Source organism: Clostridium sp. D5, assembly GCF_000190355.1.
Lineage (GTDB): Bacteria > Bacillota > Clostridia > Lachnospirales > Lachnospiraceae > Faecalicatena > Faecalicatena fissicatena_A.
Genome location: NZ_GL870810.1, coordinates 275127 through 291203, shown reverse-complemented (window position 1 = coordinate 291203; position 16077 = coordinate 275127). Strand labels below are relative to the sequence as shown.

The window sequence follows — 16077 nt, the reverse complement described above, 5'->3', positions numbered from 1 at the left end:
CGGTAGGAAAGGGCTTGTTGCCCGGAGGGGATCCCTGACCGGAGCAACGGATGTTGACTGACGGCGCGTAATCGTTCATCTGCAAGAAGGGACTTAGTGTCGCTTGCCGGAAAGAGATTCATTATATTAAATATACTGTAAAAAACTATTTTTGAATCTACTGGGGATATGAAAGTTACACCAATTCTATTCCATCCGCTGGCCCGTTCTGGGATCCAACCAGGGAAAGAGTTCTTTCCTATCGGCGGATGAACCTAGCTTACCGTGAGCCGGGACGGACTGTGAAAAGAACCTGTCCTGTTGGAAATGCTTTTAGCGAGCATAGCGGCAGTTAGAGGAAAGCCGTGAAAGCAGCTGACCGATTAACATAATATTTTGAGATCATGCACACTCCAACATACGTCTGATACCCTACTTGATACCCCACATGTCATAAAACCCCGTATCTACGGGCATTAAAATAAGCAGATAACGGGAATCGGACCCGCCTCTCCAGCTTGGGAAGCTGGCGTTCTACCAATGAACTATATCTGCATCACAAAGATTATTATACATCGTTTCATTTTCAAAATCAAGTTGTTTTTTATATTTCATAATGGCTATTTCACCGCTATTTCATCATGCCTAGACAATAGAGAATTACTGTTACCACTCAATACCCATGATGAAAAAGGATTAGCACAGCAGAGACAGGATCTAAAAGACTGTTTATAATGATTATCACATTGTCGAGAACTCCCGTTAAAAAGATGTTGAAAAGCTCATTCAAAAATGGAAGGCAGAAGCATGAGCAATAAAAAAGTTTACTAAATTCAGAAGGGTCTTCAAAGGGGTCTGACCCCTTTGAAGTTTACTCGTCAAATTCCAGTACTGCTACGTGGAACCTTGGAGTTTCTTTTATCTCCACGACGGTTCCTTTTCTTGTTTTTAACCGATCTGCATTTTTAAAGTTACCACTCATCCCCAGAGCATGTTCTATTGTATAAAAGTAGGATGTCGGAAGTTTTCCCTCCGTCACCTCCAGGGTCTGCCCGATGCTGAATGCTCCTATATTTTCTATCGTAAATTCCATGGTTCTCATAACGTACTCCTTTTTCTATAATCCCATTTTTTTCTCCAGCTCTTTCCGGAACTGTTTTACCTTTCCAGGATCGCTTCCGCCGGAATTGATTCCTATTACGATCTCATCCTTTTGAATGACGGATGGGAAATAAAAATCGCACAGGCTCCTGTCGTCTGCCACACTGAGCAGTATTCTCCTGCCGCCGGACCGTTCAAGTTCTCTGCATTCCCCGGCTATACTGTGATTGAGCTCTATATTATTGGTGGCGGCCAGAACCATATCCGCTTCCTTGATATCACCGGGTCTGTACGTTCGGCGCTCACAGTGGAGCTTCTCCTTAGCCGCAAGTTTTTCCATCGCCTCTGAGAATTCCGGAGCTATGACCGTTATGTCCGAAGCAAAGAGGGTAAGAGTTTCTGCCCTCCTGGCCGCGATCTTTCCGCCGCCCACAATGACGATCTTCTTTTCCGACAGATCTACAAACATTGGGAAATACGCTTTCTCCATCTTTTCCCCCTCTTTCTTCAGTCTTTATCAATCGAGCATATACAACAGAGCATTGCAAATGCATGCTGCGATGTTACTTCCGCCTTTTCTGCCCCTGGCTACTATAGACGGAGTGTCATTAAGTTCCAGAATTAATTCTTTTGACTGTACGACATTCACAAATCCGACCGGCACTGCAATGATCAGCTCCGGGCGTAGCTTCTTCTCCTGAACCATCTCATAAAGCTGCACCAGCGCAGTTGGTGCATTTCCGATAGCAAAGATCAATTTTTCGTCCAGAGCGGCTGCCTTCTCCATGCTCGCTGTGGCACGGGTGGTCCCGTTTTCCTTTGCCGATCTGGCAATATCCTCATCGGCCATAAAACAATAAACCTTACCTCCATATTTAGCCAGTTTCTTCTTGTTGATTCCTGCTTTTCCCATCTGTGTGTCTGTGACGATAGATGCCCCATTTTTTAAGGCCTCCAGTGCACGTTCCACAACGCCCTCTGAAAAGACCAGATTCTGCGCATAATCAAAATCAGCGCTGGTATGGATACAGCGTTTTACGATCGGCTCCGTTCCCGGAATCAAAGGTGTCCCACCCAGCTCTTCTGTAATGATTTCAAAACTTCTTGCCTCTATTTCTCCGGGCAGTACTTTCTCCAGATTTATATAATTCATGATTCTCTTTCTCCTTTCAGCAAAACCCCGATCCCACATATGACGCGGTCCACTCTGGATGCATAAGCTGCCAGTTCTGTGCAGATGCGCCCCGTTTTCTCTCTGTAATCTCTCTCGAATGCATCGACGGGCACCAGCCCATATCCAATCTCCCTCGTAACAATCACAAGCTCCGGGTTGCGCCTGGCAATGGAATCTGCCAGCCCTTCCAGAGTGTCCCCGCTTTGCATTCTTCTTTTTATGTATTGTTCGAAATGAAAAATACCTCTGCAGGTGTACAGTGCTTCCAGCGGACAGTCGGCACCGTCGGCCCACTGTATGGTTCCATAAGTCTTTTCAGCAAAATTACGTTTTCCCTGATAAGCTCCGCCTATCACCATTTTCAGGGAGGCGGAGGACACGCTGCCTCCCTCCTTTGCTTCTTTCTGCATGATATTTCCCTTTCCCTCCTGTTTCAGATATTCCGGGATCTGCCCTTTTATAAAGGCAGGAATCCCATATACAACTTCTGCAACTCCATCCGCTTTTGCAGACATTCCCCGGTTAATCTTTGCAAGCATTTTTTTATATAATATCATCTCGCTGGAATCCTCGGCGGATTCGGAACAGATCTCATTGGTCACTACGACCAGATGGCGGCATTGCTTTCTCAGTTTCTCTATTCCTGAGAGTACGACCGCAGCCGTGTCATTTCCTGCTCCTCCCGGTTCGTAGATTTCGTTTGCCACCAGATTGGACATGCACTCCAGCAGAACACTGGGCTTACCCAGTTCTCCGGGACAGTCCGCCGCATCAGCACTCGGCAGCCCGCCATTCTCTGTCAGGGCATCCAGCCCCGTATAGCACTCTATTGTGGAGAAGCCTTTATTCATACGCATTTCACGGTGACGCCGGATCTTTCTCTTTGTCTCCTCCCCGTAAGGAACCATTGTCGCAATATAGATCAGGCTGTCCCCGGACTGACCTGTCCCGGAGACATCATGATTCCGGCAGATCAGATCCTCTGCAAAAGCCGATTTTCCGCTGCCGCTGCCCCCCGTCACTACATAAAACATCGCTCTGCTCCTTTCGTGCTTTACTTGCATTACTGTTCATTTCCTATCTCTAAAAGTCTGTCTGCTTCTCAGTAATTCCTGCCTTTGAATATCCCTGCTTATGAATATTTACTATTTAACAACATCCGCATACCGGTATTCCAAAGCACCGGTAGCAGGATTCTGTGTAACTTGGGTAATCTCCGGACGGATCAAATTACAGCTCTTCATGGAATACAGCGGAATAATATAGAACTCTTCCCCCACTGCCAGCTTCTCTGCCTCATGCATCAACTCCGCCCGCTTCTGCGGATCAGTCTCCGTATCAGACTGTGCTACCAGACTGTCATACTTTTCATTCTGAACACCGCTGCAGTTATAGGTTCCGTTAGAAAGCAGCATGGACAGGTACGTATAAGGATCCGCAAAGTCTGCAGTCCAGTTCATTCTGCACAGGTCAAAATTGCCTGCCCGGCGTTCCGTGTAATTCACCTGCAGTTCCTGGGCATTGAGTTCGATGTCAATGTTCAGGTTCTTTTTCAGCTGTTCCTTGAAAACCTGAGCCGTATCAGAGTCCATTTCAAGTGAAGGATAATTATAAGTCAGCTTCGGGAAGCCCTCTCCATTTGGATATCCTGCTTCCGCAAGCAGTTTCCTGGCTTCTTCCAGATTTTCCTCAAAGGGCGGTTCTGCTCCGTCCACGAAATATTCACCGGTGGTTTTATCCTTCATATACTTTGCAATAAAATTCACGGTAGGTTCTGTATCCTCTCCCACGATCTGGCAGAGCTCCTCCCGGTTGATTGCAAGGTTGATTGCCTTCCTCACCCTCACATCGTCCAGCGGTTCTACATTCAGGTTCGGATAGATATATCTGGTAGCAATTGTATCCGTGATCACCAGATCATCCTTTCCTTCGTACAGTTCCATCACAGAGGACTGGAGAGACGGAGCAACATCTACCTCACCTGTCTCATACGCATTTGCCATAGACTGCGTGTCATCAAAGAAACGGTAGGTAATTTTGTCCAGTTTCACCTGGTCGGCATTCCAGTATTCCGGATTCTTTTCCAGGACAAAATATTGCTCTGCCACATATTCAGTTAAATGAAACGGGCCATTGGATACGCTGGTTGCCGGATCCTTGTCCCATCCGCTGTCCACAGAGTCCGCATATTTTGTACAGGACGGTGTGTAGACCGGAAGCCGCAGCAGATCCAGAAAATATACACAGGGTTTTTCCAGTGTAAATATGAGCGTATCGTCATCCGGCGTTTCCACGCCCAGACTGTCCGCATCCGCTTCCCCATTGTAAATAGCTTCCGCATTTTTAATAGGGAACAGGTAATTGGCATATCCATTGCCACTTTTTGGATCCAGAGACCTGACCATCGTGTTTAGAAAATCCGCACTTGTTACAGGAGTTCCGTCTGACCAGGCAGCTTCTTTGCGCAGATGGAAGGTCCAGACCGTGGAATCGTCATTGACTTCATAGGATTCAGCCGCCCGGTACTCGATCTCACCGTCTTCATTGTAAGTCAGCAGCTCGTCCAGTGCGGAAACCGAATATGCAAGATAGGTCAAAGCGATCATTCCCGCCGGATCAAGCCCCCCTGTTTCGCTGTTCGTGGCCACAACGATCTCCTTACTCTCTTTTGTTTTCTCCTCTTTTCCCTTGCTGCCGCATCCGCCCAGTACAAATGTGCCGATCAGGGACACGGTCAATAGAACACTCAGTATTTTTTTCATGCTTTTCTCCTTAAATCTGTGATGTCATCTTATAATCATTGCTTCTTCTGCCGGTGTATTCTTCAGAATACAGGAAACAGGCAACCTTTCTGTCACCAAAACAGTAGGTCTTTGGCCTGTCTGCATGGCAGCACTCCATGGCATATCCGCATCTGGAGACAAAGGGGCAGCCCGTATCGTATTGTACCTCTTTTTCCTGTTCTCCGCCGGCCGCCATTTTCCGCCGCCTTCTCGCCGTCCGCGGATCCGGTGTCAGTATTGCCGACAGCAGTGCTTTCGTATAGGGATGCCAGGGATCTTCATAGACGGACTCTGTAGCCCCGGATTCTACAATGCTTCCGGCGTACATAACCCCGAGTCTCTGGCTGATTCTTTTTACCACATTTAAATCATGAGAAATAAACAGGTAGGACACTTTTGTTTCCCTCTGAATCTGCTCCAGCAGCTCCAGTATCTGCTCCTGGATCGAAACATCCAGCGCAGAAACCGGCTCGTCACATACGATCAGCTCCGGCCTCAGCATCAAAGCCCTTGCAATCCCGATACGCTGGCGCTGGCCCCCTGAAAAAGCCCGTGGATATTTACCGGCATCTTCCTGGGGAAGTCCGGCCATTTTCATAATCTCCGTCACCTTTTCTTTTCGGATTTCCGGAGAATCCGATGTATTCAGAATCAGAGGCTCTTCCAGTGTCTCCCGGATTGTCATTCTCGGATTCAGCGACGCATAGGGGTCCTGGAATACCATCTGAATCTGGCGCTGCATCCCCACCAGCTCTTCTCCGTGGTAAAGCACAGCGCCCCCGGAAGGAGCATGGACTCCGGTTATCATTTTGGCGACTGTCGTTTTTCCGCATCCGCTCTCTCCGACCAGCCCGTATGTCTCCCCCTTATATAACTCAAAGGAGACATCTCTCACTGCTTCATATTTCTTCTGATCCAAGTTTCTTCTTCCGCTGTGGTAACTCTTTGTTACATTCTTAAGGGTGAGAAGCGCCTCACCTGATACCTTTTTTTCTGTCAGAGCACACAGGCCCGATGCCCGCTCGATCAGAAGCCGTGTATATTCCTGGCGGGGATCATAAAAAATCTCCTCCACCGTGCCTTCCTCTACCATCTTTCCGTTCTGCATGACAAGAACCCGCTGGCAGACCGATGCGATTACCCCAAGATCATGGCTCACAAGCAGAATCGCCGTCGCCGTCTCCTCGGCAATCCTGGCCAGCAGCTTAAGGATCTGGCCCTGGACCGTCACGTCCAGCGCCGTAGTTGGCTCATCGGCAATCAGCAGCTTCGGTTCACACGCCAGTGCGATTGCGATTGCCGCGCGCTGGCGCATCCCGCCTGACATTTCAAAAGGATACTTGTCCAGGCTCTCTTTTGGACGCCGCAGCCCTGCCATATCCAGCAGTTCCGCAGCTCTTACCTTTGCCTGTGCCCGGCTGCAGTTTTTATTGTGGACACGCACCGCTTCCGTGATCTGCCTGCCGATCTTTACCGTCGGGTTCAGATAAGACAGCGGATCCTGAAACACCATGGCAATCTGACTGCCGCGGATTTGCTGCATCTTTTTCTCGTAGGCCTTCTGTTCCTGCTTCTGGGGCCTGCCGTCTCTGTAAGGGGGAGGCGCAATCGAGTCTCCGTTCAGAAGCATTTTCCCGCTCATCACCTCCGCACGTTCGGGAAGCAGTCCCAGGACCGCCTGCATGGCAGTACTCTTCCCTGAGCCTGACTCCCCCACGATTCCCACGATCTCTCCAGGGGCGATCTCAAGGCTAAGTCCGCTCACAGCCTCGCCTTTTGCATGTCTGTCATGAAATTGTACGCTTAAATCCTGTACACTCAATACATTCATTTTCCCATTAACCTTCCTCTTCCAGACGGGACGCCCGCTCAAGCCCTGCCCCAATCAGATTTACAGATAATATCAAAATACACAGCACTACGATGGGATAAAACATCTGGGACGGATAGACCTGCATCTGGCTCCTCGCATCCTGTATCAATGTCCCCAGACTCGCCACTGGCGCGGCGATGCCTACGCCCACAAAGCTCAGGAACGCCTCTGTAAAGATCGCCTTTGGTATCTGGAAGGTGATGTTTACGATCACCGGTCCTGCCGCGTTCGGAAGCAGATGTTTTCTCAGGATTCTTACAGTGCCCGCTCCTGCCATCCTGGCCGCAACACAAAACTCCCGCTCTTTCAGCCGCATGATCTCTCCCCGGACGATCCTTGCCAGGTCAATCCAGCCGGATATGCAGATGCCAAGCAAAATACTGCCCACATTCGCGCCCAGCACAAGCATAATAAGAATGACATACAAAAGGGAGGGAATTGCATCAATCACATCCGCAAGCCTCATCATCAGCATGTCCGTTTTCTGGCCCGCATATCCCGCAATACTTCCATACAGGATACCGATCACTCCGCAGAACAGGGCGCTTCCAGCACCCACAAGGAGGCTGATTCTTGTGCCGTACCACACTCTGACGAAAATATCCCTGCCAAATTTGTCCGTCCCGAACAGATGCTGCAGGGAGGAACCGGCGTTTTGAATCTCCACATTCTGTGTTTCATATGAATAGGGTGACAATACCGGCACAAGGATGGCCAGCAGAATCAGTACTGCCAACAGAATACCGCCGGTCAACACATAAGGATTTCTCTTCCGCTGGTATCCTCCCGCAGAAACATCCGTGGGACAGACGCCGCGGGATCTTCTCTGGTAAATCGCTTTTTTCATCGGCAGGCCCTCCTTACACGGGGATCCAGCCATGCACACATAAGATCCGTTAGAAGATTGATACCGATCACTACAATTCCCATAAATACAGTCAGTCCCATGATCAGCGTATAATCCCGGTTTCCTATGGAATTCACGAATTCCCGTCCCAGTCCCGGTATGGTAAATATGCTCTCAACCACAAAACTTCCGGTCAGCAGAAATGCCGCCGCAGGCCCGATGTAATTCAGCACCGGAATCCAGGCATTTTTCAGAATATGGGTCAGGGCCGTCCTGCCCGGTTTCAGCCCCTTAGCCTTTGCCAGCACGACATAGTCCTTCTGCATTTCCTCCCGGAAAGTGTTCTGCATCAGCCGTGCGATGACCGCCGTCGGATAGACTGCCAGTGAGATCACAGGCAGGATATAATTCTGCGGACCTGCCAGGCCTGCAATGGGGAGGAGCTTCAGCTTCACTCCAAAGAAAAACATCAAGAGCAGGGCAATGACGAAATTGGGGATCCCTGTTCCCAGTATAGTACCCAGAAAGATGCCGCCCCTCACGGCCTTTTTGCCGGAGGATGCCTGCCAGATGCCAAGCAGTGTACCGAACACCGCGGCCGTCAGTATCGCAAGCCCGCCAAGGGCCGCTGTCATGGGCCAGGCGCGGCGGATCACTTCCACCACGGTCACTCCCGGCTTCTTAAACGAAACACCCAGATCACCCTTTAAAAGATTGCCCAGATACAACCTGTATTGCTCTGTCATAGGCCTGTCCAGCCCGTATTCCTCTTCCATAGATTTCAGGACATCCTCGGACACATTACCGCTTTGAAACGGACTTCCCGGCATTAGACGGGTCAGGAAAAACGCGGCAGTCACAAGCACGAAAAGAGAAAGGATCCCAATTAATATCCGCTTACCTGTATATTTCAGCATCTGAACTTCCTCCTTTCGTACTGCAGCTCTGTTCTTATTATTCTTTTTTGCCCAATTCCTCAATGATCAGATCGGTCAGGCTGTCGATGGAGGCTTTTTCTGCGATCCGGATCTGCATGTTGTATTTTGCCGCCTCGGCCGCCGTCTGTTCTCCGATACAGACAGCCAGTATATGACTGTAGTCCTTAAGCTCCATGGCATTCACAAAACCACGGACCGTGGAAGCGCTTGTAAATGTCACCGCATCAATCTCTCCATCCTCAAAAAGGCCGGTGATTTTCTCCCGTATATGGCTGTGTGTCTTATAAAGCGTCTCATAAAGCGCTATGTCTTCCACCTCAAGCCCCGCCTCTTTTAACGGCGGAAGCAGTTCCTCTGAACCAACCTTAGCACGGACAACCGTCACAAAACTACCCGGTTCTGCCGCCTCTGCCAGTGCTTTTCCCAGACTGCCCGCACAATAGACCTCCGGCACCAGATCCGGGAACAGGCCGTAACCCTGGAGTGCCTTTTCTGTGGCGCTTCCAATGGCGGCAATCCGGATGTCTGCAGGTCTCTTAAACAGGTGCCGCACATCTGTTTTCATTTCCGCCAGCTGTCCGAAAAAGACTTCTGCACCGATGGGACTTGTAAATACAAGCCATTCTTCTTTGGCACGGGTTCCGAACTTCTCCAGAGCCTCCTTCAGAACCGGATTGGGAGAGACCGTTTCCGTCACAATGGACGGAAGTTCTATCACCTGTGCCCCCAGTCCGCGCAGCTTTGCCGCCAGTCTGGAGCTGTTCTGTTTTGGCCTTGTTATGAGGATCTGACGTCCGCCAAGCCACCGGTCCTCCGCCCAGTGGAACGTATCTGCCAGCCCGCAGACCTCTCCCACCAGAATAATGGCCGGTGTGCCGATTCCTGCTTCTTTTGCCGCTGCTGGTAGCATCGACACGGTAGAGATTACCCGCCGCTGTGCAGCGAGGGTTCCTTTTTCCAATACCGCCGCAGGTGTATTATCATCCATTCCTGCATCCCGAAGCCCTTTCAGTATGGTTTCCATAGAGGCAATTCCCATCAGAAATACGAGTGTTCCTCCAAGTCCTACCAGAGAAGGATAATCGATTCTGCTGGTTCCGTCTTTTCGCGGATGTCCCGTAATGACATGAAAGGAAGAAGTATAGTCTCTGTGTGTAATCGGAATTCCCGCATAGGCAGGCACTGCTGCCGCAGAGGTCACGCCCGGAACCACCTCAAAGGGAATCCCGTTTTCTTTCAGAAGCTCCAGTTCTTCACCGCCGCGCCCGAATATAAACGGGTCTCCGCCTTTCAGCCTCAGCACTTTTTTACCTTTCTGTGCCTCCTCAAGCAGTATCTGATTGATGCCCTCCTGAGGAACCAGATGATGTCCGGAGCGTTTTCCTACATGTATCAATTCCTTTTCGTCCGGTATCTGGCTCAGGATCTCTGCGCTGATCAGCGCATCATATACGATCACATCCGCCTCTTCCATCAGCTGCTTTGTCTTTACAGTCAAAAGCCCTGCATCACCCGGACCAGCGCCAGCCAGCCAGACCTTCCCGCTCTTTTCCATCTCAATCCCTCCGTCTCATCTCTTCAGCCAGCGCAGCACCGAGCTGTCTGGCATCCGCCGTATTTCCGATTCTTGTCTCTGTCCAGTAAGTATCATCCTCCTCGCGGTAATACAAACCGGTCAGCTTCAGTTCGTTTCCATTTACTTCCGCGTGCGCTGCTACGGGAGAAGTACAGCCCCCGTCCAGTACAGCCACAAACTCCCGCTCTGCCAGAGCCTCGGCCCTGCTCTTTTTGTTCTCCACACAATCCAGGAAGAAATGGTCTTCCCCTTTTCTGCCCTGGACCGCCAGGATCCCCTGGCCCGCCGCGGGGATCATCTCTTCTGTACTGAAGATCCGTCCGATCACATGTTCCATGTTCAGGCGGCTCAGCCCGGCCGCTGCCAGGATCGTTCCGTCATACCCCTCTTCCTCCAGCTTTCGAAGGCGTGTCTGGACATTTCCCCGTATTTGACGGAAGGTGCACTCCGGATACAGTTTTTTCAGCTGCAGTGACCGCCTTCTGCTGGAAGTCCCGATGACACCGTCTACGGGAATCTCACAGCAGCCCGGCCTGCAGATCAGGGCATCCCTGGGATCTTCCCTTTTGCTGTACGCAGCAATAGGCAGTTCTTTTGGGATCTCCATAGGCATATCCTTCAGGCTGTGCACGGAGATATCGATGCTGCCCTCCAAAAGTGCTTTATCCAGCTCTTTGACGAATAATCCCTTGCCGCCGATCAGCTCCAGGCTTTTATCCAGGATTTTATCCCCCGTGGTCTTCATCGTAACCAGTTCGACCTGTATGTCAGGATGATTCTTCTGTATCAGTTCTTTCACTATTTCCGCCTGAATGACGGCCAGCCGGCTCTCCCGGCTTCCTATCCGAATGACTGAACTCATGATATATGGTTTCCTTTCTCCAAGATTTCATAAATCGCTTTCATATCCATATTTTCCCGGATAATGTCTGCCAGTTTATCATACTGCTCTTCCTTGTACACCGCCAGATCCACCGCTTTTACAGCACCGGCGTCCAGGCCTTTCTGCTTCAGCAGTACAGCCGCAACCGCCCCTGCCGCTTCCGGGCGGTCAAAGACCCCATGCACATAGCAGCCGCAGACACAGCCAAATGCCGCACCGTCTTGCTTTGCCGCTTTTCCCTGTACGTCATCTTCCAGAGTGAGGATCGGCTGATAATCCCCCGTAAAACTTGTGGTTCCCATATGGATTTCATAGCCTTCAATCTCCACCCCGTTCAGTTCCTCCAGGGCACCGCCCAGGTTTTGGAAATGTCCGCTGACCCGGGTTCTTGTCTTCTGCGGTTCGAACACAGTCTTCACGGGAAGCAGCCCCATCCCCTTCACAGCTCCTTTGTGCTCCATGCCATGTGGGTCCAGGATTTCTTCGCCGAGCATCTGATAGCCGCCGCAGATACCAAATACCAGCTTTCCCGATGTCCCGTGGCGGATAACTTTTGCCTCCAGACCATTCTGGCGCATCCACAGCAGATCCTCAATGGTATTCTTGCTGCCCGGCACGATCACTGCATCCGGACTGCCGAATTCTCCTGCAGTGGATACATACCTCACGGAAACGCCCTCCATGCACTCCAGTGCCATGAAATCCGTAAAATTAGAAATACGGGGAGTACGGATAACTGCAATATCCAGAACTCCCACGGTTCCCTTTTTATCGAACCGTTCTGTCAGGCTGTCCTCGTCGTCAATATCAAGGTAAAAATAGGGGATCACTCCCTGCACCGGTACCTTTGTCTTATCTTCCAGCATATCCAGGCCCGGACGCAGAATCTCCTTGTCTCCGCGGAATTTATTGATCACGGTGCCTTTGATCCGGTCCCGTTCCTCCTGGTCCAGAAGCTCCAGAGTTCCCACGATCTGTGCAAACACACCGCCCCTGTCAATATCGCCTACGAGAAGAACGGGAGCATCCACAAGCCTTGCCATTCCCATATTTACGATATCATCGTCCTTCAGGTTGATCTCTGCCGGGCTTCCGGCGCCTTCAATCACAATGATATCATATTCTTCCTCCAGCTTGTGATATGCATCCAGAATCGCCGGAATATATTCTCTTTTATGGCGGTAGTACTCTGCCGCAGACATCACGCCCGTTACTTCTCCGTTCACTATCACCTGAGAGCCCGTGTCATTGGTCGGTTTCAGAAGGATGGGGTTCATCTCCACACAGGGTTCAATCCCCGCAGCTTCCGCCTGCATAACCTGGGCTCTGCCCATCTCAAGGCCTTCTTTTGTTATGTAGGAGTTCAGCGCCATGTTCTGAGATTTAAAAGGAGCCGTTTTGTAGCCGTCCTGACGAAAGACTCTGCAGAGACCTCCCACCAGTATACTTTTTCCCGCATTAGACATTGTTCCCTGGATCATAATTACCTTTGCCACTGTTCTCCCATCCTTTCTGCTTCCTGTATTTTTTCCTGCCGGCAGATCTCTTCCAGAGCACGGATCAGCAGGCGGTTTTCCTCCCTGCCTTTCACGGCCACCCTGTAAAAGCCCTTTTCCAGCCCTTCGTAATTGCTGCAGTCTCTGATCAGTATCTTTTTCTCTTTCAGCAGCACAAATAAGTCATAACTGCTTTTGAGAAGCATATAATTCGCTGAGGACGGAAAATACCTGACTCCTATTCTTTCAAAATCTTTTTCCATCATTTTCCGTTCCTCACTGACAAACGCCCTCGTTCGTTCTACTCTGTCTATTTCCTTCAAAGCTGCAAGCCCCGCTGCCTGGGCCGGAGACGATACACTCCACGGCTGTCTCACCCGTTCCAGTTTTTCCAGCAGTTCCTCATCTGAACAGATTCCATATCCCAGCCGCAGGCCCGGCATGGCATGCATTTTTGTAAATGCACGGAGCAGGAAAAGTTTTGTAAACTTCCCCACTTTTTCCGGTGCAAAAACCATCTCCTGATTTTCCAGAAATTCATGGAAACATTCATCCAGAACCATCCGGATTCCCAGTCTTTCACATTTTTCTGCAATCGCCTCCAGCAGGCCGGGATCTATGACATTTCCGGTCGGATTGTCCGGGGAACAGAGAAAAATCATATCCACATCCTCTGTCAGCATAGTCAGATAATCCTCTCCAATACGGAAATTTTCCTCCTCCTTTAGATAATGATATCTGACCTCACATCCCGACGCCTGGAGCGCCTGACCGTATTCCGCAAAGGAAGGTGCCGTCAGCACGGCCTGTTTCGGATGTTCGGCGGATACAATGGAAAAGATAAGGTCCGCTGCCCCATTCCCAAATACAAGCATCTCCTGAGCCGCCCCAAGCTGCTTTGCAAGAACTTCCCTGAGCTCCCTGCACCTGCTGTCGGGATAGGCTCCGATCGAGTCCATTGCCCGGCATGCCGCCTCTTTCACCGCCGGGCTGGGCCCGAAAGGATTGATATTTGCGGAAAAGTCTGTCATTCCTCTGTATGTGTAAATATCTCCGCCGTGTACGTAATCCATGGAAACCTCCTTATCTCACCGGTTTTATATTAAGCACAGGAGCACTATAATCTTTACTGCTCCCGTCAGCAGAAATGTGAGGACCGCCGTCCCGTAGAGCAGGCTGCCCGCTCTCACAATATCCTCTGCCTCCACAGGCCTTAAATCATCCCCAATATATTTTTTCTTGTATAGCTTTCCGAAATAGCAGGCATCACCTGCCAGCTGCACCTGAAGGGCGCCAGCACACACCGCCTCCGTCTGGGCGGAATTCGGGCTGGCATGGTTCATCCTGTCACGCCGGTAGATGCGCCAGGCATTCTTTCCATCCATTCGCAGCAGATACGCGGCTGCGGTCATCAGGTACGCCGACAGTCTTGCCGGAATATAGTTCAGCACATCATCCAGTTTCGCCGCTGTCCTGCCCAGGTACAGATATTTCTCATCTTTATAGCCGATCATGGAATCCATCGTATTGACGGCCTTATAGAAAAATCCGAGAGGGGCGCCGCCAATCATCATAAAGATCAGAGGAGCGGTCACTCCGTCAGAAGTATTCTCGGCTACTGTCTCTACGGCGGCCCTGATTACCCCCGCCTCATCCAGCTGAGCCGTATCCCTTCCCACGATCATGGACACCGCCTTTCGTGCTCCGGGAAGATCTCCTCTTTTTATTTCATCGTATACCTTATGGCTCTCCTGTTTTAAAGACTTTGCTGCCAGAAGCTGATAACACCAGAAGCTTTCCAGTACAAACCGCAGCGCCGGATGGATCCGGCCCGCACAGTACAGAAGGATACAGGGTACTGCGACTGACACCGCGATCACAAGAACGCAGATGATGGTTCCTGCTGTGAGCAGTTTTTTTTCATTTTTCCCGCACAGTGCGCGCGCTTTTTTTTCCAGCCAGGTGATCAAGGCTCCGATCAGTCTCACCGGGTGGTAAAGCCACACCGGATCACCGAATATAAAATCTAATATAAATCCTGTCCCGCAGGCGATCAATGACATCATAACTTCTCAATCTCCCCGCTTACTCTGCTGCCCCGGCGCCACGCTTCTTCATCCAGAATTACCCGGTATCCGCCGCCATTTTCCGGCTGCCAGTGATAGAATTCCCTGTTCTGTTCGTCGATGCCAGACAGCACCGCCATAATCGTACCACCGTGTACCACCATGGCCGCCTTTTTTACATTTTCCGTGAGCAGTCTGTCCACAGTCTCGCAAAAACCCTCCACGCAGCGCTTCTTAAACAGCTCATGGTCCTCTCCCTCGGGAAAAGGAAGTGTCCCCCGGGAATCCAGCCATTTCAGATATGCAGGATCTGCTTTCAGCTCATCATAGTTTTTTCCTTCAAAAAGGCCAAAATCACATTCCTTCAGTTTTTCACAGAGAACGGGTGTCTTACCCGGAAATATATGAGCTGCTGTCTGTATACATCTTTTCATGGGACTGGCGATTACCTGTTCCACGTCCTGGCAGGAATGCTGCCTTTCCCGGATGATCAATTCCAGCCCCGGTATCTCTGCCAGAGGTTCGTCTGTCCTTCCAATATACCTCTTTTCGCCATTTCCCGGGGTCCGGAAATGCCGGATCATTACGATCTCCATACAATCCCTCCTGCCAGAACAATCCCGGTCAGCATTGCCAGTTCACAGAGCTGCAGGAAGTATCCTGCCAGGTCTCCGGTAATCCCCCCGAATTGTTTTTTACAAATATGTTTATAGTATAAAAAGACAAGTACTGCAGCTGCCAGAGCCACCGCCCCCAGCACCGGATTCAGTATCAGCATCACAGTGCCTGACGCGATAAAACACAGGATCGTTGTAACACGCACGGTCTTTTTCTGGGCGCCGTCCTGGAAAGTCCTTGCAAGCCCGCTGTTGCGCGCTGCTGTAAATGTCACTATGGAGAACCCGCTCATGGAACGTGAAAGCACGTATCCGCATGCGATAACCGGCAGCATCTCTTTTGTTACTTCGCTCCATACTGCCATATTCCAGATGAAGTAACAGCACATGCCGAGAATAGCAAATGCCCCCGAATTGGAGTCTTTCAGAATAGCCAGCTTCTTCTCCCGGTCACCATAGGAGCTGAGCGCATCCATGGTATCCATAAAGCCGTCCATATGGATTCCCCCGGTCACGAGGACCGGCAGAAGCGTCATGACCGCCGCAAACAGGATTGTGCCCGTCTCAAAGTCCAGAAGCAGGCCGCCCAGGATCACCTCCAGGAGACCAAGCACAGCCCCCACCACCGGGAAAAAGCACATGGCGTATTTCATATTTTTTTCATTCCAGTCCACCCGCGGCATGGGAATTTTAGAATACATAGCAAATGCAATAGCGCAGGATTTCAACAGATACATAAGGTTC

General features: G+C 50.6%; 15 protein-coding genes and 1 tRNA gene. All 16 read right to left on the bottom strand.

Features of this window, described 5'->3' with window-relative positions; translation table 11 throughout:
• Window positions 1-463: 463 nt before the first annotated feature.
• Window positions 464-534: transfer RNA gene (locus HMPREF0240_RS07695), tRNA-Gly, on the bottom strand.
• A 316-nt stretch (window positions 535-850) separates the two neighbouring features.
• Entirely contained in the window at window positions 851-1081 is a 231-nt protein-coding gene (locus tag HMPREF0240_RS07690) for a hypothetical protein (protein WP_009002880.1), read from the bottom strand.
• Between the two features lie 15 nt (window positions 1082-1096).
• The gene (locus HMPREF0240_RS07685; RefSeq protein WP_035312644.1) at window positions 1097-1570 is read right to left on the bottom strand and encodes a bifunctional precorrin-2 dehydrogenase/sirohydrochlorin ferrochelatase; all 474 of its coding nucleotides are present in this window, start codon (window positions 1568-1570) and stop codon (window positions 1097-1099) included.
• Between the two features lie 27 nt (window positions 1571-1597).
• Window positions 1598-2233 (bottom strand): precorrin-8X methylmutase, encoded by a 636-nt coding sequence (locus HMPREF0240_RS07680; protein WP_009002878.1) that lies wholly within the window; start codon window positions 2231-2233, stop codon window positions 1598-1600.
• Window positions 2230-3288 (bottom strand): bifunctional adenosylcobinamide kinase/adenosylcobinamide-phosphate guanylyltransferase, encoded by a 1059-nt coding sequence (locus tag HMPREF0240_RS25305; protein ID WP_009002877.1) that lies wholly within the window; start codon window positions 3286-3288, stop codon window positions 2230-2232. The genes HMPREF0240_RS07680 and HMPREF0240_RS25305 overlap by 4 nt, the downstream gene beginning before the upstream one ends.
• 111 nt (window positions 3289-3399) lie before the next feature.
• Complete coding sequence (locus HMPREF0240_RS07670; RefSeq protein WP_009002876.1) at window positions 3400-5016, bottom strand: peptide ABC transporter substrate-binding protein; 1617 nt, start codon at window positions 5014-5016, stop codon at window positions 3400-3402.
• Window positions 5017-5026: 10 nt separating this feature from the next.
• Window positions 5027-6868 (bottom strand): ABC transporter ATP-binding protein, encoded by a 1842-nt coding sequence (locus tag HMPREF0240_RS07665; protein ID WP_009002875.1) that lies wholly within the window; start codon window positions 6866-6868, stop codon window positions 5027-5029.
• Between the two features lie 7 nt (window positions 6869-6875).
• The gene (locus HMPREF0240_RS07660; RefSeq protein WP_242833309.1) at window positions 6876-7757 is read right to left on the bottom strand and encodes an ABC transporter permease; all 882 of its coding nucleotides are present in this window, start codon (window positions 7755-7757) and stop codon (window positions 6876-6878) included.
• Entirely contained in the window at window positions 7754-8674 is a 921-nt protein-coding gene (locus HMPREF0240_RS07655) for an ABC transporter permease (RefSeq protein WP_009002873.1), read from the bottom strand. The genes HMPREF0240_RS07660 and HMPREF0240_RS07655 overlap by 4 nt, the downstream gene beginning before the upstream one ends.
• Before the next feature lie 37 nt (window positions 8675-8711).
• Entirely contained in the window at window positions 8712-10250 is a 1539-nt protein-coding gene (gene cobA, locus HMPREF0240_RS07650) for a uroporphyrinogen-III C-methyltransferase (protein WP_009002872.1), read from the bottom strand.
• A 1-nt stretch (window position 10251) separates the two neighbouring features.
• Window positions 10252-11133 (bottom strand): hydroxymethylbilane synthase, encoded by an 882-nt coding sequence (gene hemC, locus HMPREF0240_RS07645; protein WP_009002871.1) that lies wholly within the window; start codon window positions 11131-11133, stop codon window positions 10252-10254.
• Complete coding sequence (locus HMPREF0240_RS07640; protein WP_009002870.1) at window positions 11130-12650, bottom strand: cobyric acid synthase; 1521 nt, start codon at window positions 12648-12650, stop codon at window positions 11130-11132. The genes hemC and HMPREF0240_RS07640 overlap by 4 nt, the downstream gene beginning before the upstream one ends.
• Window positions 12638-13723 carry a histidinol-phosphate transaminase gene (locus HMPREF0240_RS07635; protein ID WP_009002869.1) on the bottom strand — a complete coding sequence of 362 codons (1086 nt, stop codon included), beginning with the start codon at window positions 13721-13723 and terminating at the stop codon, window positions 12638-12640. The genes HMPREF0240_RS07640 and HMPREF0240_RS07635 overlap by 13 nt, the downstream gene beginning before the upstream one ends.
• Before the next feature lie 24 nt (window positions 13724-13747).
• Complete coding sequence (gene cbiB / locus HMPREF0240_RS07630) at window positions 13748-14716, bottom strand: adenosylcobinamide-phosphate synthase CbiB (RefSeq protein WP_009002868.1); 969 nt, start codon at window positions 14714-14716, stop codon at window positions 13748-13750.
• The gene (locus HMPREF0240_RS07625; RefSeq protein ID WP_009002867.1) at window positions 14713-15312 is read right to left on the bottom strand and encodes a histidine phosphatase family protein; all 600 of its coding nucleotides are present in this window, start codon (window positions 15310-15312) and stop codon (window positions 14713-14715) included. Before HMPREF0240_RS07625 ends, cbiB begins: the two co-directional genes overlap by 4 nt.
• Window positions 15300-16070, bottom strand: coding sequence for an adenosylcobinamide-GDP ribazoletransferase (gene cobS / locus HMPREF0240_RS07620; RefSeq protein ID WP_009002866.1), 771 nt, complete (start codon window positions 16068-16070; stop codon window positions 15300-15302). Before cobS ends, HMPREF0240_RS07625 begins: the two co-directional genes overlap by 13 nt.
• Between the last annotated feature and the right edge of the window lie 7 nt (window positions 16071-16077).